This is a genomic window from Amycolatopsis albispora, from assembly GCF_003312875.1.
GTDB classification, from domain to species: Bacteria; Actinomycetota; Actinomycetes; order Mycobacteriales; family Pseudonocardiaceae; genus Amycolatopsis; species Amycolatopsis albispora.
Window position 1 is genome coordinate 7166677 of the sequence record NZ_CP015163.1, and the last position, 23426, is coordinate 7190102.

The 23426-nt window shown below is 69.0% G+C and carries 18 protein-coding genes; 13 read left to right on the plus strand and 5 right to left on the minus strand.

The window, feature by feature from the left end; genetic code table 11:
* The 11 genes from A4R43_RS34040 to A4R43_RS34095 all read left to right on the plus strand — a co-directional run bounded on the left by A4R43_RS34040 (nt 1) and on the right by A4R43_RS34095 (nt 17842).
* Nucleotides 1–849, plus strand: a complete 849-nt coding sequence (locus tag A4R43_RS34040; RefSeq protein WP_113695840.1) for an MlaE family ABC transporter permease — start codon at nt 1–3, stop codon at nt 847–849.
* A complete protein-coding gene (locus A4R43_RS34045; RefSeq protein WP_113695841.1) occupies nt 846–2177 on the plus strand; it encodes an MCE family protein in 1332 nt (443 codons plus the stop codon). Before A4R43_RS34040 ends, A4R43_RS34045 begins: the two co-directional genes overlap by 4 nt.
* Entirely contained in the window at nt 2174–3202 is a 1029-nt protein-coding gene (locus A4R43_RS34050; protein ID WP_113695842.1) for an MCE family protein, read from the plus strand. The genes A4R43_RS34045 and A4R43_RS34050 overlap by 4 nt, the downstream gene beginning before the upstream one ends.
* Nucleotides 3199–4185, plus strand: coding sequence for an MCE family protein (locus A4R43_RS34055; RefSeq protein ID WP_113695843.1), 987 nt, complete (start codon nt 3199–3201; stop codon nt 4183–4185). Before A4R43_RS34050 ends, A4R43_RS34055 begins: the two co-directional genes overlap by 4 nt.
* Nucleotides 4182–5360 (plus strand): MCE family protein, encoded by a 1179-nt coding sequence (locus A4R43_RS34060; protein ID WP_113695844.1) that lies wholly within the window; start codon nt 4182–4184, stop codon nt 5358–5360. Before A4R43_RS34055 ends, A4R43_RS34060 begins: the two co-directional genes overlap by 4 nt.
* Nucleotides 5357–6571: an MCE family protein gene (locus tag A4R43_RS34065; RefSeq protein ID WP_113695845.1), complete on the plus strand. Its 1215-nt coding sequence runs from the start codon at nt 5357–5359 to the stop codon at nt 6569–6571. Before A4R43_RS34060 ends, A4R43_RS34065 begins: the two co-directional genes overlap by 4 nt.
* The gene (locus A4R43_RS34070) at nt 6571–7839 is read left to right on the plus strand and encodes an MCE family protein (protein ID WP_113695846.1); all 1269 of its coding nucleotides are present in this window, start codon (nt 6571–6573) and stop codon (nt 7837–7839) included. The genes A4R43_RS34065 and A4R43_RS34070 overlap by 1 nt, the downstream gene beginning before the upstream one ends.
* 24 nt (nt 7840–7863) lie before the next feature.
* Nucleotides 7864–8460 (plus strand): hypothetical protein, encoded by a 597-nt coding sequence (locus A4R43_RS34075; RefSeq protein WP_113695847.1) that lies wholly within the window; start codon nt 7864–7866, stop codon nt 8458–8460.
* Between the two features lie 13 nt (nt 8461–8473).
* Complete coding sequence (locus tag A4R43_RS34080; RefSeq protein WP_236808453.1) at nt 8474–9433, plus strand: hypothetical protein; 960 nt, start codon at nt 8474–8476, stop codon at nt 9431–9433.
* 897 nt (nt 9434–10330) lie between these two features.
* Nucleotides 10331–13840, plus strand: a complete 3510-nt coding sequence (rpoB, locus tag A4R43_RS34090) for a DNA-directed RNA polymerase subunit beta (protein WP_113695849.1) — start codon at nt 10331–10333, stop codon at nt 13838–13840.
* Nucleotides 13841–13930: 90 nt separating this feature from the next.
* Nucleotides 13931–17842 carry a DNA-directed RNA polymerase subunit beta' gene (locus A4R43_RS34095; protein ID WP_113695850.1) on the plus strand — a complete coding sequence of 1304 codons (3912 nt, stop codon included), beginning with the start codon at nt 13931–13933 and terminating at the stop codon, nt 17840–17842.
* A gap of 89 nt (nt 17843–17931) precedes the next feature.
* Here A4R43_RS34095 and A4R43_RS34100 read toward each other — a convergent pair whose 3' ends face one another.
* The 4 genes from A4R43_RS34100 to A4R43_RS34115 form a co-directional block, all read right to left on the minus strand.
* Complete coding sequence (locus A4R43_RS34100; protein WP_236808454.1) at nt 17932–18603, minus strand: FMN-dependent NADH-azoreductase; 672 nt, start codon at nt 18601–18603, stop codon at nt 17932–17934.
* Between the two features lie 130 nt (nt 18604–18733).
* Complete coding sequence (locus A4R43_RS34105; protein WP_113695852.1) at nt 18734–18943, minus strand: hypothetical protein; 210 nt, start codon at nt 18941–18943, stop codon at nt 18734–18736.
* A complete protein-coding gene (locus A4R43_RS34110) occupies nt 18940–19668 on the minus strand; it encodes an ABC transporter permease (RefSeq protein ID WP_162788687.1) in 729 nt (242 codons plus the stop codon). The genes A4R43_RS34105 and A4R43_RS34110 overlap by 4 nt, the downstream gene beginning before the upstream one ends.
* Complete coding sequence (locus A4R43_RS34115) at nt 19665–20570, minus strand: ABC transporter ATP-binding protein (protein ID WP_113695854.1); 906 nt, start codon at nt 20568–20570, stop codon at nt 19665–19667. The genes A4R43_RS34110 and A4R43_RS34115 overlap by 4 nt, the downstream gene beginning before the upstream one ends.
* Before the next feature lie 114 nt (nt 20571–20684).
* On the opposite strand from A4R43_RS34115, the gene A4R43_RS34120 reads away from it, so the two are divergent.
* Nucleotides 20685–21854 carry a sensor histidine kinase gene (locus A4R43_RS34120; protein WP_162788688.1) on the plus strand — a complete coding sequence of 390 codons (1170 nt, stop codon included), beginning with the start codon at nt 20685–20687 and terminating at the stop codon, nt 21852–21854.
* A complete protein-coding gene (locus A4R43_RS34125; protein WP_113695856.1) occupies nt 21851–22456 on the plus strand; it encodes a response regulator transcription factor in 606 nt (201 codons plus the stop codon). Before A4R43_RS34120 ends, A4R43_RS34125 begins: the two co-directional genes overlap by 4 nt.
* A gap of 5 nt (nt 22457–22461) precedes the next feature.
* On the opposite strand, the gene A4R43_RS34130 is transcribed toward A4R43_RS34125, so the two are convergent.
* Nucleotides 22462–23241 carry a M15 family metallopeptidase gene (locus A4R43_RS34130; protein WP_113695857.1) on the minus strand — a complete coding sequence of 260 codons (780 nt, stop codon included), beginning with the start codon at nt 23239–23241 and terminating at the stop codon, nt 22462–22464.
* Nucleotides 23242–23426: the final 185 nt, after the last annotated feature.

Below are 23426 nucleotides of genomic sequence, written 5' to 3' on the forward strand. Positions count from 1 at the left end.
ATGGCCTTTCGCCACGCCATCGGCCAGGGCGCGCGCCGCGCGGTGAACGCCCCGCTCGGCCTGCTCGACCAGCTCGGGGACCAGCTGTCGTTCTACATCCGCGCGCTGGCCTGGATCCCGCAGTCGCTGCGGAAGTACATGAAGGAGACGATGCGGCTGCTCGCCGAGGTGAGCTTCGGCTCCGGCGCGCTCGCCGTGATCGGCGGCACGGTCGGCGTGATGGTCGGCCTGACCGTGTTCACCGGGGTGGTGGTCGGCCTGCAGGGCTTCGCCGCGCTGGACCAGATCGGCACCGCGGCCTTCGCCGGGTTCGCCTCGGCCTACATCAACACGCGTGAGATCGCGCCGCTGGTCGCCGGGCTCGCGCTGTCGGCCACCGTCGGCGCCGGCTTCACCGCCCAGCTCGGCGCGATGCGCATCTCGGAGGAGATCGACGCGCTGGAAGTGATGGGCGTGCCGAGCCTGCCCTACCTGGTGACCACCCGGATCATCGCCGGCTTCATCGCGGTCATCCCGCTGTACATCATCGGCCTGCTGATGTCCTACCTCGGCTCGCGAATAGTCACGGTGTACTTCTACGGCCAGTCGGCTGGCACCTACGACCACTACTTCAACCTGTTCCTACCACCCGAAGACGTGTTCATCTCGTTTGTGAAGGTGCTCATCTTCGCGGTGATCATCATCCTTTCGCACTGCTACTACGGCTACCGCGCCAGCGGCGGTCCGGCCGGGGTCGGCGTGGCCGTCGGCCGCGCGGTGCGGACCACGATCGTCACCGTGGCGATCGTGAACTTCTTCATCGGGTTCGCCATCTGGGGGACCACGACCACGGTGAGGATCGCGGGATGAGCACGATTCGCAAGCGCCTGCTGGGCCTGGCGTTCATCGTGGTGATGATCGGCGGGGTCACCCTCAGCGTGGCCATGTACAACAAGGCGTTCAGCTCGTTCGTGCACGTCAAGCTGCAGGCCGACAAGGTGGGCAACCAGCTGGCCAGGCAGTCGGACGTGAAGGTGCGCGGCCTGATCGTCGGGGTGGTCTCCGACGTCGCCGCCACCCCGGACGGCTCGGAGCTGACCCTGGAGCTGCTGCCCGAGTCGGCGCAGCTGATCCCGGCCAACGTCTCCGCGCGGTTCCTGCCGAAGACGTTGTTCGGCGAGCGGTTCGTGTCGCTGGAGATCCCGGAGAACCCGGCCCCGGTGAAGATCGCCGACGGGGACGTGATCCCGCAGGACCGCAGTTCCAGCGCGGTCGAGCTGTCGCAGGCCTTCGAGCACCTGCTGCCGGTGCTGCAGGCGGTCCAGCCGCAGAAGCTGTCGAGCACGCTCACCGCGATCTCCTCGGCGTTGCAGGGCCGCGGCGAGCCGCTCGGCGAGACGCTGAGCGAACTCGGCCAGTACGTGGGCGACCTGAACCCGCACCTGCCCGACCTGCAGCGCAACCTGCAGGAGCTGGCGAAGTTCTCCGACAACTTCTCCGACAGCGCGCCGGAACTGGTGCAGGCACTGGACAACCTGACCACCACCACCGGCACGATCGCCGAGCAGAAGCCGAACCTCGAAGCGCTGTACGGCAACCTGACCAACGCCTCGGTCGACCTCGGGTCGTTCCTGGAGGCGAACAAGTCGAACCTCATCGCGCTCGGCGAGACCGCGCGCCCGACGGCCGAACTGCTGGCCAAGTACGCGCCCGAGTACCCGTGCGTGATCGGGCAGATGGCCGACACCGTGCCGAAGGTGGACAAGGCGCTCGGCAAGGGCACCGGCAAGCCCGGCCTGCACGCGACCATCGAGATCACCGTGAACCGCGGGCCGTACCAGCCGGGGCAGGACGAGCCGGAGTTCAACGACAAGCGCGGCCCGCGCTGCTACGACATGAAGCAGTTCCCGGTGCCCTTCCCGCAGCACCCGCCGGACGGCCCGATCGACGACGGCAGCGAGCACCCGCCGCCAGCGCGTTCGCAGAACGACGGCCTGCTGCCGCCGAGCAACGCGGCGAACGCGGTCGGCGTCGGCGGTGGCGCGGCCGGTGGCGACCTCGCCTACAGCCCGGCCGAGCAGCGCTTCCTCAGCGAGCTGCTGGGCATCCAGACCGGGATGGCCGCCGGGCAGGTGCCGGATTGGAGCGGATTGCTGGTGGGACCGCTGTACCGCGGAGCGGAGGTGACCTTCAAGTGAAGGTGACCGGAGCACTGGTCAAGCTGATCATCTTCATCGTGATCACCGTGTTGTTCACCGCGGTGCTCGGCATCAGCATCGCGAACCTGAACCTGAGCAAGACCGCGACCTACACCGCCAGGTTCACCGACGCCACGCTGCTGCTGCCCAACGACGACGTGCGCATCGCCGGGGTCCGCGTCGGCCAGGTGTCCGACGTGCGGATCGTGGACCGGCGGCAGGCCGAGGTGGAGTTCGAGGTGGACGCCGGGCGCAAGCTGCCCGCCGGGGTGACCGCGACGATCAAGTTCCGGAACCTGGTCGGCCAGCGCTACATCTCGCTCGCCCAGGGCACCGGCACGCCGGGGGACACGCTGCCCGAGGGCGGCACCATCCCGCTGGAGCGCACCAAGCCCGCGCTGGACCTGACCGAGCTGTTCAACGGGTTCAAGCCGCTGTTCCGCGCGCTGAACCCGGAGGACGTGAACAAGCTGTCGTACCAGGTCATCCAGGTTCTGCAGGGAGAAGGCGGCACGGTGGAGAGCCTGCTCGCCCACACCGCGTCGCTGACCAGCACGATCGCCGAGAAGGACCAGGTCATCGGCGAGGTGATCACGAACCTCAACGGCGTGCTGGACACGATCAACCAGCGCACCCCGCAGCTGTCCGAGCTGATCGCCACGCTGCAGCGGCTGGTCTCCGGGCTGGCCGAGGACCGCAAGCCGATCGGGGACGCGATCGACTCGCTCGGCGGCCTGGCCGAGACCACCTCCGGGCTGCTCAGCGAAGCGCGGGAGCCGTTGAAGAACGACATCGCCGCGCTGGGCACCCTGACCGAGAACCTCAACCGGAACGAGCCGGTGGTGGAGCACTTCATCCAGTTCCTGCCGTACAAGGTGGCCACGCTGAGCCGGACCGCCGACTACGGGTCGTGGTTCAACTTCTACGCCTGTGAGATGACCGGCAGCGTCGCGCTGCCGCCGCTGATCAGCCAGCCGATCGACGTGCCGATCGCGCCGGTCAACCGGGAGCGGTGTGGCGGATGAAAAGCTTCCAGCAACGCAATCCGATCCCCATCGCGCTGGCCGGCATCGCGGTGATCCTGCTCGGCGTGATCGCCGCGCTGAACTCCGAGGACCTGCCGGTGATCGGTGGCGGCACCAGCTACACCGCCGAGTTCGGCGAGGCGGCCGGGCTGGTGCCCGACGACGAGGTGCGCATCGCCGGGGTCAAGGTCGGCGCGGTCTCCGACATCGAGCTGGCCGGGGACAAGGTCCGCGTCTCGTTCAAGGTCAAGGACGCCTGGCTGGGTGACAAGACCAGCGCGGCGATCAAGCTGAAGACCCTGCTCGGGCAGAAGTACCTGGCGCTCGACCCGATCGGCGACCAGGTGCTCGACCCGGACGTGGCCATCCCGCGTGAGCGCACGGCCTCGCCGTACGACGTGCTGGAGGCCTTCCGCGGGCTGTCCGGCACGGTCGACGAGATCGACACCACCCAGCTGGCGAAGAGCTTCGACGTGCTGTCGGAGACCTTCTCCGACACCCCGGACGACGTGAAGGGCGCGCTGTCCGGGCTGTCCGAGCTGTCCGACACCATCGCCAAGCGCGACGACCAGCTGGCCCAGCTGCTGGCCAACACCAAGCAGGTCAGCCAGACCCTGGTGGACCGCGACGCCGAGGTGACCAAGCTCCTCCAGGACGGCAACAAGCTGCTCGAAGAGGTCGGCAAGCGCAAGGAGGCGATCAGCAGGCTGCTCGAGGGCACCAAGACGCTGTCCACCGAGCTCCGCGGGCTGATCGAGGACAACGACGCGCAGCTGGACCCGGTGCTCACCCAGCTCGACCAGCTCACCTCGATGCTGCAGCGCAACCAGGACGCGCTGGCCGCGGGCCTGCGCGAGTTCGCGCCGTTCATCCGGGTGTTCAACAACACCATCGGCAACGGCCGCTGGTTCGACAACTACATCTGCGGCCTGCTGCTGCCGTCCGTCGGCCCGATCAACGAAGACGGGTGCAACGCGAAATGACCGATACCCGCTTCGGAATGAACGTGGCCCGCTGGCTCAGCGTGGCCTGTGTGCTCGCGCTGCTGGTGGCCGGTGGCCTGTGGTGGACGCTGAAGGACCCGGGCCGCAAGCACCTGACCGCCTGGTTCCCCACCGCGGTCGGCCTGTACGAGGGCAACAGCGTGCGCATGCTCGGTGTGCAGATGGGCACCGTGGAGAAGGTCGAGCCGATGGGCGACCGGGTCCGCGTGAGCATGGAGTACGACCGCGCGGTCGCCGTGCCCGCCGACGCGCAGGCGGTGATCGTGGCGCCGTCGCTGGTCAGCGACCGGTACGTGCAGCTGACCCCGGCGCACACCGGCGGCCCGGTGATCGAGGAGGGCGCCACCATCCCGATCGAGCGCACCGCGGTGCCGCTGGAGGTGGACGACCTCTACGCCAGCCTGAGCCGGGTCAGCCAGTCGCTCGGCCCGAACGGGGTGAACAAGGACGGCTCGCTGTCCACCCTGCTGACCACGCTCGCCGACAACTTCGACGGCAACGGCCAGGCCCTGCACGACACGATCACCCGGCTCGGCCAGGCGTCGGGCACGCTGGCCGGCAACAAGGACGACCTGTTCGCCACCGTGCGCAACCTGGGCGACTTCTCCACCACGCTGGCCAACAGCGACGGCCAGATCCGCGAGTTCGAGCGGCAGCTCGCCGACGTCACCGGCTTCCTCGCCGACGAGCGCGGCAACCTGGCCGAGACGGTCCAGCAGCTGGGCCCGACGCTGGAGCAGGTGCAGGCCTTCGTGGAGAAGAACCGCGACAAGCTCAAGTCCAATGTGGACAAGCTGGCCAGCATCACCAGGACGCTGGTGGACCAGCGCGGCGCGCTGGCCGAGATCCTGGACGTGGCCCCGGTGGCGCTGGGCAACCTGGTCAACACCTACAACGCCTCGTCCGGCACGCTCGACGCCAGGCCGAACCTGAACGAGCTGACCCAGCCGCCGGTGCTGATGGTGTGCAACCTGCTCAAGCAGACGCCGGACCAGCTCGACCTGGTCGGCGACCTGTGCAAGGACCTCCAGCCGGTGCTCGACGGCGCGCTGCCGCTGCCCTCGGTGGCGCAGGTGGTGGCCGCGGCGAAGAAGGGCGAGGCACCGCCGTTGCCGCTGCCGCTGGTTGACGTGATGTCCGGAGGTGCCCGATGAGGCGCAAGGCCTTCGCCGCCATCGGCGCGGTCGCCGCGGTGACCCTGTCCGGCTGCGGGTTCACCGGCATCTACGACATCCCGCTGCCCGGCGGTGCCGATCTCGGCGACCACCCGTACACGGTGAAGGTGCAGTTCCGGGACGTGCTCGACCTGATCCCGCAGGCCGGGGTGAAGATCAACGAGGTGCCGGTCGGCCGGGTGGAGAGCATCGGGCTGGCGCCGGACGGCTGGACCGCCGAGGTCAGCGTGCTGGTCAACGGCGACGTCGAGCTGCCGTCGAACGCGCTGGCCAACCTGCGCCAGTCGAGCCTGCTCGGTGAGAAGTACGTCGAGCTGAGCCCGCCGCCGGACGGCAAGGCGCAGGAGCGCCTCGCCGACGGCATGCTCATCCCGGTCGAGCGGACCAATCGCAACGTCGAGGTGGAGGAGGTGCTCGGCGCGCTGTCCATGCTGCTCAACGGCGGTGGCGTGGAGCAGCTCAACACCATCACCAAGGAGCTGAACGCGGCCACCGAGGGCCGCGCGCCGGACCTGCGGAACCTGTTGCACAACGCCAACGACCTGGTCGCCAGCCTCGACGCGCAGTCGTCGAACATCACCCGCGCGCTCGACGGGCTGAACCGGCTCTCGTCCACGCTGAACGGCCAGCGCGACCAGATCGCCGGCGCGCTGGACAACCTCGGGCCGGGCCTGAAGGTGCTGGAGGAGCAGCGCGGGCAGCTGGTCACCATGCTGCAGGCGCTCAACGACCTGTCCGGGGTGGCCACCGACACGGTCAACAAGAGCCAGGAGGACCTGGTCGCCAATCTCAAGGCGCTGCAGCCGACGCTGCAGAAGCTCGGCGAGGCGGGCAACGACCTGCCGAAGGCGCTGGAGCTGCTGCTGACCTTCCCGTTCAGCGACGCCGCCGTGGACGGCGTGAAGGGCGACTACTTCAACCTGTACGCCAAGATCGACCTGAACCTCAACGAGGTGCTGGCGAACCTGGGCCGCAGCAGGCAGAACCCGCTGCAGGACATCCTGCCGGGCAACCTCGGGCTGACCGGCGGCCAGAACGGGGTCGATCCGAACGCGCCCCCGCTGCTGCCGCTGCCCACCTCCACCCCGATCGGCACCGGGCAGGGCGCGCCGACCGGCGGGCAGGCGCCCGCGCCGCAGCAGACCGGCATCGGCGGCATCTTCGACGTGCTTTCAGGGGGTGCCGGCTGATGCTGGTGCGCAAGACGAAACTGCAGCTGATCGCCTTCGCGGTGATCGCGGTGCTGTCCATCGTGTACGCGTTGTTCCGGTTCACCGACGTGGGCCGCGTGTTCGGCCAGGGCGGCTACACGGTGAACCTGCAGCTCAACGCCAGCGGTGGCATCTTCACCAACGCCGAGGTCACCTACCGCGGTTACAACGTGGGCCGGGTGGGCGAGCTGTCGCTGACCGAGCGCGGGCTGCAGGCCGAGCTGAACATCGAGCCGGACATGCCGCAGATCCCCGCCGACCTGCAGGCCATGGTGGTCAACCGGTCGGCGGTCGGCGAGCAGTTCGTCGACCTGCGGCCGAAGAACGAGAACGGGCCGTTCCTGGCGGAGGGCTCGGTGATCCCGGCCGACCGCGCGGTCACCCCGGTGCCCACCGACCAGGTGCTCGGCGACCTGGACAGCCTCGCCGCCTCGGTGCCCACCGACGCGCTGCGGACCGTGGTCGACGAGTCCTACGACGCCTTCCGCGGCACCGGTGACGACCTCCAGGTGCTGATGGACACCGCGCGCGACTTCACCGCGGCCGCGCAGGAGAACCTGCCGGAGACGGTCAACCTGCTGGAGCAGGGCGGGAAGGTGCTGGAAACGCAGAACGACCTCGCCGGCTCGTTCGCGTCGTTCAGCGGTGACCTGAACAAACTGTCGGAGACGCTGAAGAACTCCGACGGCGACGTCCGCAAGCTGATCGGCGTGACCCCGCAGGTGGCGAACCAGATCAGCGAGGTGGTCGCCGAGACCGGGCCAGGGCTCGGCGCGGTGGTGGCGAACCTGCTCACCACGTCGAACCTGCTGGTCACCCGGCTGGACGGGCTGGAGCAGGGCCTGGTCACCTATCCGCTGCTGTCGGTGGGTGCGCAGACCGTGGCGCCCGGTGACGACACCGCGCACCTCGGGCTGGTGCTGAACCTGTTCGACCCGCCGTCGTGCACCAAGGGCTACCGGGACGTCGAGGAGTTCCGCACCGGCAACCGGCCGGAGGACCTCACCCCGCGCGACGCGAAGCGGGATGCGTACTGTGCGGAACCCAAGGGCAGCCCGATCAACGTGCGGGGTTCGCAGAACGCGCCGTACAACGGGGTGCCGGTGGTGCCGTCGCAGCAGGAGCTGGAGGCGAACGCCAACCGCTCCGAGGAGGAACTGGCCGCGCTGCGCGGGGTGCCCGGGATCGCGGGCAGTCCCGGGCTGAGCCTGACCAGCCTGCCCTCGCTGTTCGGCCTGCCCGGCTGAGCAACCGCATTCGTCTGGAGAGTTATGGATTCGGAGCAGGACGCGGCGACGGCCGACGAGGCCGACAAGGCCGACAAGGCCGTGGTCAAGACCCCCGAGCCGCGGGACCGTGCGCGCCCGCTGCTGCTGGGTGCGGCGGCGCTGGCCACCGCGGCCTTCCTGGCCGCGGCGATCTTCGGCGTCCAGTGGCTGGTCGCGGCCAACGGTGACGACGCCGAACTGGCCCAGGCACGCGACGACGTGCTGGCCGCGGGCACGGCCGCGGTGAAGGCGTTCACCGAGTTCGACTACAACAACCTCGACCAGTACTTCCAGAAGCAGCAGGAGCTGTCCACCGGGGCGATCCAGGAGCAGGCCCGCAACTCGGAGGGCAAGTTCCGGGAGGCGATCGGCCAGGCGAAGACGGTGGTGGTGACCACCGTGCAGGACATCGCGGTGGAGGAGCTGAACGAGCACGAGGGCAAGGCGACCTGCCTGGTGGCGCTGTCCACGGACGTGACGAAGGGCGCCGAGAAGGGCGTCAAGTCGCTGCGCGTGGAGATCGAGATGACCAGGGTCGGTGACGAGTGGAAGCTGTCGGCCATCGGCAACGTTCCCGTCGTCGGCGCTGGACAGCAGTGAGGAGCTTCTTCTGATGGCCAACCGTCGCCAGCCGCCCCGCCCCGGCCCCACGCCGGTGCGGCGGCCCAAGGTGGCCGGCATCCGCAGGCCCAGCCCGAAGCCGCGGCCGGAGCCGGCGGTTTCTTCCGAGGTTGCCGAGCCTGAGGTTGTTGAGCCCGAGGTTGCCGAGGCCGAGCCTGCCGTTGCCGAGCCCGAGGCGGTGGAGCCCGAAGAGGCTGTGGAGTCTTCGGAGGCCGTGGAGTCTTCGGAGTCTTCGGAGGTTGCGGAACCGGCGAAGCCCGCGCGGCCGAGCCCGCGGCCGAAGGTGCGGGACACCGGCGTGCGCAAGCCGTCCTCGGAGGCCGAGGCCGCGGAACTCAGCGAAGACGAGCCCGCCTCCCCGGCGGCTTTCCCGGCCAAGCGGAAGCGCGGGGGCGCGCTGATCGCGGTGCTGCTGGTAGCCGCGGTGGCGTTCGCCGGGCTGGCGGTGTGGTTCAAGATCGAGGAGAGCAAGGTCTCCGAGGCGACCAGCAACACCGCACTGCTCGACGTGGCGAAGACCGCGCAGGTCAAGCAGGCCGTGACGAGCGCGGCGGAGGCGTTGTTCTCCTACGACTTCAACAACATCGCGAAGACCGAGAACGCGGCGAACGAGCTGCTGGTCAACGACGAGGTGCGGCAGAAGTACAACGGCTTCATGGGCGAGGTGAAGCGGCTCGCGCCGGAGCAGAAGATGGTGGTGACCATGAAGGTCACCCGCAGCGCCGTGGTGCTGCTGGACGGCGACCGCGCGAAGGTGATGGTCTCCGCCGACCAGACGTCCACGCGGACCGCGCAGAACCAGACCTCCGCCGGTGGGGCGCAGATGTGGTTCACCACCGAGCTGCGTGACGGCCAGTGGAAGATCACCGACATGAACACCTATTCGGGTGGTCAGCCGGCGCAGCCCACCACCCCGGCCCCGGCGCCCGCGCCGGGTGCTCCGCCCGGCTGAGCGGAGCTGGATACGACCCCTTCGGATGTGGCCTTCGCGCTTCCGGGCGTGGGGCTACATCTGTGTTCGTGGTGGCGCCGGGTGCCTGGGAGCTTCTGCGGGGAAAAGCCGGTTGGTCGGTCGCCACCCTCGGCGTTGGCGTCCGGGGCGGGTGTTCCGCCCGGGTGAGCGGAGCTGCACAGGGCCTCTTCGGATGTGGCCTTCGCGCCTCCTGGCGTGGGGGCCGCACCTGTGTTCGTGGTGGCGTCGGGCGCCTGGGAGCTTCTGCGGGGAAAAGCCGGTTGGTCGGTCATCACCCCGGCGCTGGCGTCCGGGCCGGATGCTCCGCCCGGCTGAGTCGAGCTGGACACCGGCCCCTTCGGAGGCGGCCTTCGCGGTCCCCGGCGCGGGCCCCGCACCCATGTCCGCCGTGACGCCCGGCGCCCGGAAGCTTCTGCGGGCAAAAGCCGGTTGATCGGGGTTAAAGGCCTGGTGGGAGCGTGGCCAGCACCCCGAACAGCTTGTGACTCTGTGCACAAGGGGGCTGCACGCTCCGCCATCCGGCGGAAAATCCGCCTTCGAACCTGCGGTTTGGCCTCCTGGCGGGAGTGGCATCTTGACTCGCGGTCTCCGGGGGGTCACGCTTACTCCCAACGGCCCGCCTCGTGCGGGAGGGCAGGGCCGGTGGACACCGGGAAACCGGCGTCGTGGAAGGCAGGCGTATGAGGCTGGGCCCCCGTCGGGCGTGCCCCCTCGACAAGCGCGGCCTTCGGGGCTAGACTGCTTCTTTGCGCTGCCCTCTTTCAGGCTGCCCGAAGCAGGCAGCTAGGATGGTCGGCACCACCGCACCCTTGACAGTTCGTGTTACGCCCTGCTAGCGCGTCTGTCAGCCGCTCATTGTCCCTGGAAGGACGCATCTTGGCAGTCTCTCCCGCGAACCAGGCCACTGCTGCGACCACCTCGGCTGAATCTGCTTCGGAGTCTTCAGAGCTCGCGACCATCCCCGGCGCCCCCAAGCGGGTGTCGTTCGCGAAGATTCGCGAGCCGCTGAGCACTCCGAACCTGCTGGACGTGCAGATCCGGTCATTCGAATGGTTCACCGGCGACGAGGCGTGGTTCGAACGCCGCGTCGAGGAAGGCGAAGAGAACCCGGTCGGCGGTCTGGAGGAGGTCCTCAACGAGATCTCCCCGATCGAAGACTTCTCCGGCTCCATGTCCCTCTCCTTCTCCGACCCGCGCTTCGACGAGGTCAAGGCCTCGGTCGAGGAGTGCAAGGACAAGGACATGACGTACGCGGCGCCGCTTTTCGTCACCGCCGAGTTCGTCAACAACAACACCGGCGAGATCAAGAGCCAGACGGTCTTCATGGGTGACTTCCCGGTGATGACCGACAAGGGCACCTTCGTGATCAACGGCACCGAGCGTGTCGTGGTGTCCCAGCTGGTCCGCTCGCCCGGTGTCTACTTCGACTCCAGCGTCGACAAGGCCACCGACAAGGACGTCTTCAGCACCCGCATCATCCCGAGCCGCGGCGCGTGGCTCGAGTTCGACGTGGACAAGCGCGACACCGTCGGCGTCCGCATCGACCGCAAGCGCCGCCAGCCGGTCACCGTGCTGCTGAAGGCGCTCGGCTGGACCACCGAGGCGATCCGCGAGCGCTTCTCCTTCTCCGAGACGCTGATGGCGACCCTGGAGAAGGACCACACCGCGGGCACCGACGAGGCCCTGCTCGACATCTACCGCAAGCTGCGCCCCGGCGAGCCGCCGACGAAGGAGAGCGCGCAGACCCTGCTGGAGAACCTGTTCTTCAAGGACAAGCGCTACGACCTGGCCAAGGTCGGCCGCTACAAGGTCAACAAGAAGCTGGGCCTGACCACGCCGTACGACACCGGGACGCTGACCGAAGAGGACATCGTCTCCACCATCGAGTACCTGGTCCGGCTGCACGCCGGCGAGGACAAGATGGTCGTCGGCGACCAGACCATCCCGGTCGAGACCGACGACATCGACCACTTCGGCAACCGCCGCCTGCGCACCGTCGGCGAGCTGATCCAGAACCAGATCCGGGTCGGCCTGTCCCGCATGGAGCGCGTCGTCCGCGAGCGGATGACCACCCAGGACGTCGAGGCGATCACCCCGCAGACCCTGATCAACATCCGCCCGGTGGTGGCGGCGATCAAGGAGTTCTTCGGCACCTCGCAGCTGTCGCAGTTCATGGACCAGAACAACCCGCTGTCCGGGCTGACCCACAAGCGCCGCCTGTCGGCGCTCGGCCCCGGCGGTCTGTCCCGTGAGCGCGCCGGCATGGAGGTCCGCGACGTCCACCCGTCGCACTACGGCCGGATGTGCCCGATCGAGACGCCGGAAGGCCCGAACATCGGCCTGATCGGCTCGCTGTGCTCCTACGCGCGGGTCAACCCGTTCGGGTTCATCGAGACCCCGTACCGCAAGGTGGTCGAGGGCCGGGTCACCGACCAGGTGGACTACCTGACCGCGGACGAGGAAGACCGCTTCGTCAAGGCGCAGGCGAACGCCGCCATCGACGCCGACGGCCACTTCGTCGAGGACCGCGTCCTGGTCCGGAAGAAGGGCGGCGAGGTCGAGCTGATCGACCCGATGGACGTGGACTACATGGACGTCTCGCCGCGCCAGATGGTGTCGGTCGCGACGGCGATGATCCCGTTCCTCGAGCACGACGACGCGAACCGCGCGCTGATGGGCGCGAACATGCAGCGCCAGGCCGTGCCGCTGCTGCGCAACTCGGCGCCGCTGGTCGGCACCGGGGTGGAGCTGCGGGCCGCGGTCGACGCCGGTGACGTGCTCGTCGCCGAGCAGGCCGGCGTGGTCGAGGAGCTCTCCGCCGACCTGATCACGATCATGCACGACGACGGCACGCGGAAGAGCTACGGGCTGTACAAGTTCCGCCGCTCCAACCACGGCACCTGCTTCAACCACCGCCCGATCGTGAACGAGGGCGACCGGGTCGAGCAGGGCCAGGTCATCGCCGACGGCCCGTCCACCGAGAACGGTGAGATGGCGCTCGGCAAGAACCTGCTGGTCGCGGTCATGCCGTGGGAGGGCCACAACTACGAGGACGCGATCATCCTGTCGCAGCGCCTCGTGCAGGACGACGTGCTCACCTCGATCCACATCGAAGAGCACGAGATCGACGCCCGCGACACCAAGCTCGGTGCCGAGGAGATCACCCGGGACATCCCGAACGTCTCCGAGGAGGTGCTCGCCGACCTCGACGAGCGCGGCATCATCCGGATCGGTGCCGAGGTCCGCGACGGCGACATCCTGGTCGGCAAGGTCACGCCCAAGGGTGAGACCGAGCTGACCCCGGAGGAGCGCCTGCTCCGCGCGATCTTCGGCGAGAAGGCCCGCGAGGTGCGCGACACCTCGCTGAAGGTGCCGCACGGCGAGACCGGCAAGGTCATCGGCATCCGGGTGTTCTCCCGCGAGGACGACGACGAGCTGCCCCCGGGCGTCAACGAGCTGGTCCGCGTCTACGTGGCCCAGAAGCGCAAGATCCAGGACGGCGACAAGCTCGCCGGCCGGCACGGCAACAAGGGCGTCATCGGCAAGATCCTCCCGGTCGAGGACATGCCGTTCATGGAGGACGGCACCCCGGTCGACGTGGTGCTGAACACGCACGGTGTGCCGCGTCGTATGAACATCGGCCAGATCCTCGAACTGCACCTCGGGTGGCTGGCCTCGCAGGGCTGGAAGGTCGAAGGCAATCCGGACTGGGCGAAGAACCTGCCGGAAGAGCTCTACGACGTCGAGCCAGGCACGAACACCGCGACCCCGGTGTTCGACGGCGCCAAGGAGGAGGAGCTGACGGGTCTGCTGTCGGCGACCAAGCCCAACCGCGACGGCGAGCGCATGGTCCGCCCGGACGGCAAGGCGGTGCTGCTCGACGGCCGCTCCGGCGAGCCGTTCCCGTACCCGGTTTCGGTCGGCTACATGTACATCCTGAAGCTGCACCACCTGGTGGACGACAAGATCCACGCGCGCTCCACCGGGCCGTACTCGATGATCACCCAGCAGCCGCTGGGTGGTAAGGCCCAGTTCGGTGGCCAGCGCTTCGGTGAGATGGAGTGCTGGGCGATGCAGGCCTACGGCGCGGCCTACACGCTGCAGGAGCTGCTCACGATCAAGTCGGACGACGTGATCGGCCGGGTCAAGGTGTACGAAGCCATCGTCAAGGGCGAGAACATCCCGGAGCCGGGCATCCCGGAGTCGTTCAAGGTGCTGTTGAAGGAGCTGCAGTCGCTCTGCCTCAACGTGGAGGTCCTGTCCTCCGACGGTGCGGCGATCGAGATGCGCGACTCCGACGACGAGGACCTCGAGCGCGCCGCGGCGAACCTCGGCATCAACCTGTCCCGCAACGAGTCGCCCTCGGTGGACGACGTCGTTCAATGACCGCGCGCCCGGCGGCTGCCTGCCTCCCGCGAGCAGCCGCCGGGTTAGCCGCCCCCGCTATTCGAAACAACCCCAAGGGGATGCAACGACGTGCTGGACGTCAATTTCTTCGATGAGCTCCGGATCGGCCTCGCCACCGCTGACGACATCCGCCAGTGGTCCTTCGGTGAAGTGAAGAAGCCGGAGACCATCAACTACCGCACGCTCAAGCCGGAGAAGGACGGGCTCTTCTGCGAGAAGATCTTCGGTCCGACCCGCGACTGGGAGTGCTACTGCGGTAAGTACAAGCGGGTCCGCTTCAAGGGCATCATCTGCGAGCGCTGCGGCGTCGAGGTGACCCGCGCCAAGGTGCGCCGCGAGCGGATGGGCCACATCGAGCTGGCCGCCCCGGTCACCCACATCTGGTACTTCAAGGGCGTGCCCTCGCGGCTGGGTTACCTGCTCGACCTGGCCCCGAAGGACCTCGAGAAGATCATCTACTTCGCGGCCTACGTGATCACCGGCGTGAACACCGAGCTGCGGCACAACGACCTGCCGACGCTCGAGAACGAGATCGGGGTCGAGCGCAAGAACCTCGAGCTCAAGCGCGACGCCGACATCGAGGCCCGTGCGCAGAAGCTGGAAGCCGACCTGGCCGAGCTGGAGGCGGAGGGCGCCAAGTCCGACGTCCGCCGCAAGGTCAAGGAGGGCGGCGAGCGCGAGATGCGCCAGATCCGCGACCGCGCCGGTCGTGAGCTGGACCGTCTTGAGGAGGTCTGGACCACCTTCACCAAGCTCGAGCCGCGTCAGCTGATCGCGGACGAGCTGCTCTACCGCGAGCTGATCGACCGCTACGGCGAGTACTTCACCGGCGGCATGGGCGCGGAGGCCATCCAGAAGCTGGCCGCCGAGTTCGACGTGGCCGCCGAGGCGGAGAGCCTGCGCGACACCATCCGCAACGGCAAGGGGCAGAAGAAGCTCCGCGCCCTCAAGCGGCTCAAGGTGGTGGCGGCCTTCCAGGTCACCGGCAACGACCCGCGCGGCATGGTGCTCGACGCCGTCCCGGTCATCCCGCCGGACCTGCGCCCGATGGTGCAGCTCGACGGTGGCCGGTTCGCCACCTCGGACCTGAACGACCTGTACCGCCGCGTGATCAACCGGAACAACCGGCTCAAGCGGCTGATCGATCTCGGCGCGCCCGAAATCATCGTGAACAACGAGAAGCGGATGCTGCAGGAGGCCGTCGACGCGCTGTTCGACAACGGCCGCCGCGGCCGTCCGGTGACCGGTCCCGGCAACCGCCCGCTGAAGTCGCTGTCCGACCTGCTCAAGGGCAAGCAGGGCCGGTTCCGCCAGAACCTGCTCGGCAAGCGCGTCGACTACTCCGGCCGGTCGGTGATCATCGTCGGGCCGCAGCTGAAGCTGCACCAGTGCGGTCTGCCGAAGGACATGGCGCTGGAGCTGTTCAAGCCGTTCGTGATGAAGCGGCTGGTCGACCTGAACCACGCGCAGAACATCAAGTCCGCCAAGCGGATGGTGGAGCGCTCGCGGCCGCAGGTGTGGGACGTGCTCGAAGAGGTCATCACCGGCCACCCGGTGATGCTGAACCGCGCGCCGACCCTGCACCGCCTCGGCATCCAGGCCTTCGAGCCGCAGCTGGTCGAGGGCAAGGCCATCCAGCTGCACCCGCTGGTCTGCGAGGCGTTCAACGCGGACTTCGACGGTGACCAGATGGCGGTGCACCTGCCGCTGTCGGCGGAGGCGCAGGCCGAGGCCCGCATCCTGATGCTGTCGGCGAACAACATCCTCTCCCCGGCGTCGGGTCGCCCGCTGGCGATGCCGCGTCTGGACATGGTGACCGGGCTGTTCCACCTGACCCGCCTCACCGAGGACGCCGAGGGCGCCGGGCAGGCCTTCTCCTCGCCGGCCGAGGCCATCATGGCCTTCGACCGCAAGGCGATCAGCCTGCACGCGCCGATCAAGATCCGGATCAAGGACCGCCAGCCGGCCAAGGCCGACGAGGCGCGCCTGGCCGAAAAGGGCTGGGAGCCCGGCAAGCCGTGGCTGGCCGAGACCACCCTGGGCCGCGTGCTGTTCAACGAGCTGCTGCCGGCGGACTACCCGTTCGTGAACGAGCCGATGCCGAAGAAGCGGCAGGCCGCGATCGTGAACGACCTCGCCGAGCGGTACTCGATGACCCAGGTCGCGCAGACGCTGGACCGCCTCAAGGACGCCGGTTTCTACTGGGCCACCCGGTCCGGGGTCACCGTCGCCATCTCCGACGTGCTGGTGCCCGAGGAGAAGAAGGGCATTCTCGAGGAGTACGAGGGCAAGGCCGACCAGGTCGAGAAGCGCTACCAGCGCGGTCAGCTCTCGCACGCCGAGCGCAACAACGAGCTGGTGAAGGTGTGGACCCAGGCGACCGAGGACGTCGCCAAGGTGATGGAGGCCCACTTCCCCGACGACAACCCGATCTCGATGATCGTGAAGTCCGGGGCGGCGGGCAACATGACCCAGGTCCGGTCGCTGGCCGGGATGCGTGGTCTGGTGTCGAACCCGAAGGGTGAGTACATCCCGCGCCCGATCAAGGCGAACTTCCGCGAGGGCCTGTCGGTGGCGGAGTACTTCATCGCCACGCACGGTGCCCGCAAGGGCCTGGCCGACACCGCGCTGCGTACCGCCGACTCGGGTTACCTGACCCGTCGTCTGGTGGACGTTTCGCAGGACGTCATCGTGCGCGAGGTCGACTGCGGCACCACCCGCGGCATCAACATGATCATCGGTGAGGACATCGGTGGCGGCAAGGTGCTGCGCGACCAGCACGTGGAGACCAGCGTCTACGCCAGGACCCTGGCCGCCGACGCGGCCGACGCCAGCGGCAACGTGGTGCTCAACGCCGGTGACGACCTCGGCGACCCGGCCATCGAGAAGCTGATCTCCAGCGGCATCTCGAAGGTCAAGGTCCGCAGCGTGCTGACCTGCGAGTCGGCCGTCGGCATCTGCGCCACCTGCTACGGCCGCTCGATGGCGACCGGTCAACTGGTGGACGTCGGCGAGGCGGTGGGCATCGTGGCCGCCCAGTCGATCGGTGAGCCGGGTACGCAGCTGACCATGCGTACCTTCCACCAGGGTGGCGTCGCCGGTGACGACATCACCACCGGTCTGCCGCGTGTGCAGGAGCTGTTCGAGGCCCGCGTGCCGAAGGGCAAGGCGCCGATCGCCGACGTCGACGGCCGCGTGCGGATCGAGGAGAGCGAGCGGTTCTGGAAGATCACCCTGATCCCGGACGACGGGTCGGAGGAGATCGTGTTCGACAAGCTGTCCAAGCGGCAGCGGCTGGCGAACACCCCGGACGGCCCGCTGGCCGACGGCGACCACGTCAAGGTCGGGCAGCAGCTGCTCGAGGGCACGCCGGACCCGCACGAGGTGCTCCGCGTGATGGGTCCCCGCGAGGCGCAGATGCACCTGGTGGACGAGGTCCAGAAGGTGTACCGGGCGCAGGGTGTGTCGATCCACGACAAGCACATCGAGGTCATCGTGCGGCAGATGCTGCGCCGCGTGACGATCATCGACTCCGGTGCCACGGACTTCCTGCCGGGCGAGCTGCCCGAGCGGACCAAGTTCGAGGCGACGAACCGGGCCGCGGTTGCCGAGGGCGGCGAGCCCGCTTCGGGCCGCCCGGTGCTGATGGGGATCACGAAGGCCTCGCTGACCACGGACTCGTGGCTGTCGGCGGCGTCGTTCCAGGAGACCACGCGGGTGCTGACCGACGCGGCCATCAACGGCCGTTCGGACAAGCTCGTCGGCCTCAAGGAGAACGTGATCATCGGTAAGCTGATCCCGGCCGGTACCGGCATCAACAAGTACCGGAACATCCAGGTGCAGCCGACCGAGGAGGCACGGGTCGCCGCCTACGCGATCCCGTCCTACGACGACGGCTACTACACCCCGGACGTCTTCGGCACCGGCACCGGTGCCGCCGTCCCGCTGGACGACTACGACTTCGGTCGCGACTTCCGGTAAGCAGTACCACCGCGAGAGCCCCCGCCCCCGTTTCCGGGAGCGGGGGCTCTCGCATTTCCGGCTGGTGGTGACCTGCCGCGGTTCTTCGGTCAGCGCGATTCGGCGAGCTGGATCAGCCGGTCCTGGGCGGCGGCGAAGGCGGCCGCCGCCGCTGGTTGCTGGGGTTCGCGGCCGGGGACCAGCCAGGCCAGGGTCAGGTCGGCCGTGACGATCTCGATGTTCACCGCGGGCACGCCCTGCTTGACGAAGTACGACCGCAGGTACGGGGTGAGGAAGTCCCGGCTCTCCGCGTTCGTGCCCGGACCATAGGCGCCACCGCAAGCGGTCACCACGACCACCCGCAGACCGGCGAGCAGCGGTGCGCCGCCGGGGCCGTGGAACACACCCGGGAAGCTGACCCGGTCGATCCACGCCTTGAGCGCGGCCGGTGCCGAGTAGTTGTACATCGGGGCGCCGAGCAGGAGGACATCACACGCGAGCACCTCGTCGGCCAGCTCGCGGGTCCAGTTCCATTCGCGGCGCTCCGCGGCGGTCCGGATCAGTTGTTCTCCGGCGAAAGCCGTGCCGTGTCGCTCGACGCGCCGGCCGAGGTCACAGTACGCCTCCCCGATCGGCGCGACCGGCTCGGCGGCGAGATCCCGGTAGCGGTAACCGGCGTCGCGATGGCCGGCCAGCCAGTGGCGGGCGAACAGGCCGGTGAGCTGACGGGTGGTGGACTCACCGGCGCGGTGTGCGCTGGAGTCCAGGTGCAACAGGAACACGATCCGCGGTCACCTCGCTGGCTCGGGTACGTCATTTCCCTGACGCCCCAGGCCGCACGAAGGTGACGAACCTGCTTTTGCCCGCAGAAGCCGGTCACATGCTTCTGCGGGCAAAAGACGGTTTCCCTGGTCAGGGGGTGTTTCTGCGGGCCACTATCGCGGTTCGGACGATCGCCGCCACGAGGAGGCCGCCTGGCAGCAGGATCCACGCCCACGGGTTCGTCACCCCGGCGACCAGCAGGACGGCGACCGCCAGCGCGAGCCCGCTCAGGTCGATGGCCAGTTGCACGCCGGGCGTCGACGCCAGCTTGGTGCCCAGCAGGATTTCGAAGTGCTTCATGATCGAGGCTCCCAGCGGAAGAAGCGGCCGATGACCGCGGCGAACACAACAGCCCACAGCAGGGTGGAGCCCAGGCTCGTGGTGATCGGCACCATGCCGGTGTCGAAGCCCGACCAGCCCTTCGCCAGCAGGTCCGCCGGCCCGAGCAGGGGCATCAGCGTCCCGGCGGTGGCCACGCCCGGATTCGCCGAGCCCACCATGAACAACCCGGCCAGCGCCCCCACCAGCACCGGGAACGAGGTCACGTGGGTGGCTTCGACGCTCTTGCTCAGCGCCGCCGTGGCCATGCCCGCGGCGACGGTCAGCACCAGCCCGCCCGCCATGCCCAGCAGCACCAGCCACGAGTGCACCGGCAGCGGCGCCCCCAGCACCAGGCAGAACGCGAAGTAGGCCAGCGCCTGCACCACGCCCATCACCACCACCGGCATGGTGATCGCGCCGATCACCCCGGCGTCGGTCAGCTCGGTGGTCCGCAGCCGCTTGAGCACCAGCGACTGCCGCCGCGCGGTGTAGATGGTCATGCTGGTCATGAACACCGACAGCACCATCAGCATGGTGAACCGGTCGCCGACCAGCGTGCCCCAGTTCTCCGGCGGGGCGTCGCGCACGGTGAACCAGGTCAGCACGCACAGCCCGGCGGGCAGCACCGTCGCCGAGAACAGGGTCAGCTTCCGCCGGAACAGCAGGCGGATCTCGAACCACCCGTGCCGCAGCATCATCGTCATCGTCGTGCTCCCACCGTGAGGAAGATTTCGGAAAGGGACGCCTGCGTGGCCGACAACCGGCTCAGCTGGACGCCGTGCCGTCGCGCCCAGTCCAGCAGCAGGCCGAGGTCTTCTTGCAGTGCGCGGGTTTCCACCACCAGCAGCGCGCCGCGTTCGTCCAAAGTGGAATCAAGGGTGCCGTCGAACTCCGGCAGCGGCTGGTCGAGCGCGGCGGCGGGCACCAGCGCGGTGATCCGCGACGGGTGCGCGGCCAGCACGTCGGTCAGCGTGCCGGCCACCGAGATCCGGCCCTGGTGCATGATCGCCACCCGGTCGGCCAGCGCCTCGGCCTCCTCCAGGTAGTGCGTGGTGAGCAGGATGGTGCTGCCCTCGTCGCGCATCCGCTCGACGGTCTTCCACAACCGCTGCCGCGATTCCGGGTCCAGCCCGGTGGTCGGCTCGTCGAGCACCACCAGCTCGGGACGCCCCCAGGTGGCCAGCGCGAAGTCCAGCCGCCGCTTCTCACCACCGGACAGCTGCTCGACGCGGGTGTTCCGCCGGTGCGCCAGCTCCACCCGCTCCAGCAGGTCGTCGACGTTGTCGTCGCGGCTGCTCAGCGCACCCCACAGCCGCAGCGTTTCCGCGGTGGAAAGCTCCTCGATCAGTCCGGCTTGCTGCAGCATCACCCCCATCCGCGGTTTCAGCCGCGACCTGGCGCGTGCCGGATCGTGGCCGAACACCCGGATGCTGCCGGACTCCGGCCGCCGGAAGCCCTCGATGAGTTCGAGCGTGGTGGTTTTGCCGGCGCCGTTGGTGCCGAGCAGCGCGAAGATCTCACCGGCCCGCACGGTGAAGTCCACGCCGTCCACCGCGGTGAAGGTGTCGTAGGAGTACTTCAGCTCGGAAACCTCGATCGCGTTCATGCCGTCAAACGATGCCGTCACGGCCGGTCCGGCCCCAGTCGCCGCTGTCACCACCGGAGATGACGGTCGTACGCGAGCCACGTGACAGGTGTCATCTGTGGTTACTGTGGGCCGGTGCGCGGAATCAGGTGGCGGGTGAAGGGCCGGGATCGGGCCGCCCTCGAATCGTTGCGCCGCTACACCCGGTACAACGTGCTGTTCTCGATGATCGCGGTGGCCAGCGTGCTGCTGCTGAGCGAAGTCCGCGACCAGCCGAGCCCGCTGCGCCTGGCCGGTCTCGCCGCCGGACTGGTGCTGGTCGGGCTGGGGCACTGGCGGTGGACGGTGCGCTCGATCGACCGCCCGGCCGGCCGGATGCCGTGGTGGCAGGCCGTGGCGTTCACCGCCGTGGCCGGTGGGCTGCTGGTGGTCGCGTTCACCACCGTGGGCAACGGCGCGGTGTGGGCGCTGGCCGCCGGGCTGATCGGGCACGACCTGCTCGTCGGGCGCTTTCCCGAGGCAGGCTGGCGGTTCGCCGCCGGTTTCGCCGCGTTGATGGGCGTTGTGGTGACGGTGACCATGCTGGTCACCGGCGAGGACGCGGTGCTCCAGCAGGTCGTACTGGTGTTCTGGCTGACCCTGGTGATGACCGGCGCCGAGGTGGTGCTGCTCCGGCAGTGGACGCTCACCCTGGAACTGGAGAAGGCGCGCCTGGACGCGGCGGAACTGGCCACCACCAAGGAAAGGCTGCGGCTGGCCGAGGACCTGCACGACATCCTCGGGCACGCGCTCGAAGTGGTTTCGCTCAAGAGCGAGCTGGCCAGCAGGCTCAGCGAGGTCGATCCGGAGCGTTCGCGCGCCGAACTCACCGAGGTCCAGCGGCTGGCCAGGGGCGCGGTGCACGACGTGCGCGCGCTGGTGCAGGGCAGGCGGTCCACGGAACTGGCGATCGAGCTGGCCGGGGCACGCGGGCTGCTCGAATCGGCGGGCATCCGCTGGCAGTTCACCGGCGACCCGGCGCGGCTCGGCGCCGAGGCGAGCCAGCTGCTCGGCCGGGTGCTCCGCGAGGCGGTGACCAATCTGCTGCGGCACGCCGACGCCACGCATTGCCTGGTACGCCTGGAAATCCGCCGTGACCGGGCGGTGCTGCACGTGCGCAACGACGGTGTCGCGCCGATGCGCGAGGACGGCCGGGAGGGCTCAGGGCTGCGCGGGCTGACCCGGCGCATCACCGAAGCGGGCGGCGAGTTCAGCGCCGAAGCCCACGGCAATGCCTTCGAAGTGCGGGCGGAGGTGCCGCGATGATCCGCGTTGTGCTGGCCGACGACGAGCAGCTGACCCGGCAGGCCATCGAAGCGCTGCTCAACCTGGAACCCGACCTGACCGTGGTCGCCGGGGTGGCCGACGGGGCCGCGGCCCTGGCTGCGGTCGCCGAGCACCGGCCGGACGTGCTCGTGGTGGACCACGAGATGCCGGGGCTCGACGGTCTCGCCGTGCTCGACCGGATCGCCGCCGGGCATCCGGAGGTCCGCTCGGTGATGCTCACCCGGCACGCCAGGCCGGGCGTGCTGCGGCAGGCGCTTTCCTCCGGTGCCAAGGGTTTCCTGGCGAAGACCGCACCGGCTTCGCTGCTCGCCGACGTGATCCGGCGAGTCCACTCCGGACTCCGGTACGTCGATCCGGAGTTCGCCGCCGAAGCGATCGCCGAGGTCGACTGCCCGCTGACCGAGCGCGAGCTGGACGTGCTGCGCCTGGTCGACGACACCACCACGGCCACGGAGATCGCGCGGGTGATGCACCTGTCGGCGGGCACCGTGCGCAACTACACGTCGTCGGCGATGACGAAGCTGGGCGCACGCAGCCGCGGGCAAGCCGCGAGGATCGCCCGCGACCACGGCTGGATCTAGGGCCGCTACACCGACTTCCGCGAAACCGGGAAGTCGAAGTAGGTGTCCGGGTACGGCTCGTCGTTGAGCGTGAAGTGCCACCATTCCTCGGGCAGGTTGCGGAAACCGGCGTCGGCCATCGCGGTCACCAGCAGGTCGCGGTGTTCCCGCGCCTCGCCGGTGATCAGCGGGTTCGCCGTGTGCGAGAGCGTGTCGAAGCAGTCGAAGCCGGTGCCCATGTCCGCCGAGTTGTCGGGGAAGCGCTCACCCGCCGGCGCCGTGCACGGCACGAGCGGCTCGCCGGGCACGTACGGGCGCTGCGGTCGCGGCGGCAGCTTCACGATGGTCAGGTCGACCGTGCTTCCCCGGCTGTGGCCCGACTTCTCCGCGATGTAGCCGTCGGCGAACAGCCGGTCCTTGGCCACGTTGGGGTAGAACTCGGCCTTCATCTTCTCGTCGTCGAGGTCCTTGGCCCAGCGCACGAAGTGGTCGACCGCGCGCTGCGGGCGGAAGCAGTCGTAGACCTTCAGCGTGTACCCGTGGCGGAGCACCTGCCACTGCACGCGCCGCAGGGCTTCGGCGGCCGGGCGGGTGAGGATGCACAGCGGTTCGCGGTAACCGTCGACCGGGGTGCCGACGAAGTTGTGCGGGCCGTAGTAGCGGATGTCGTGCTGGATGGTCGGTGCGAAGTCCTTCAGCACCACGAACGGGCGGGTGTGCCCGGCCGAAGCCGGGGCGGCGAAGGCGGCGCCGGACAGCAGAACGGCCGCGGCGGCGGTGAGCACCTTGCGGAGGATGTGCGACATCCGACCTTCGTAACAGCGAGCGGGCGGAAGAGTTCCCGGGAATTCGTAACAAAAAGATAACGGGCTCGGGAGTGGTTGACGGGGTGTGCTCACGCCCGGTGAACACCCGGCGAATGGCCCAGTCCGGACTCTGGGAAAGAATCGCCCGTTCGGCGCAGCGAAGCGGCCGAACAGGGCTCCGTACT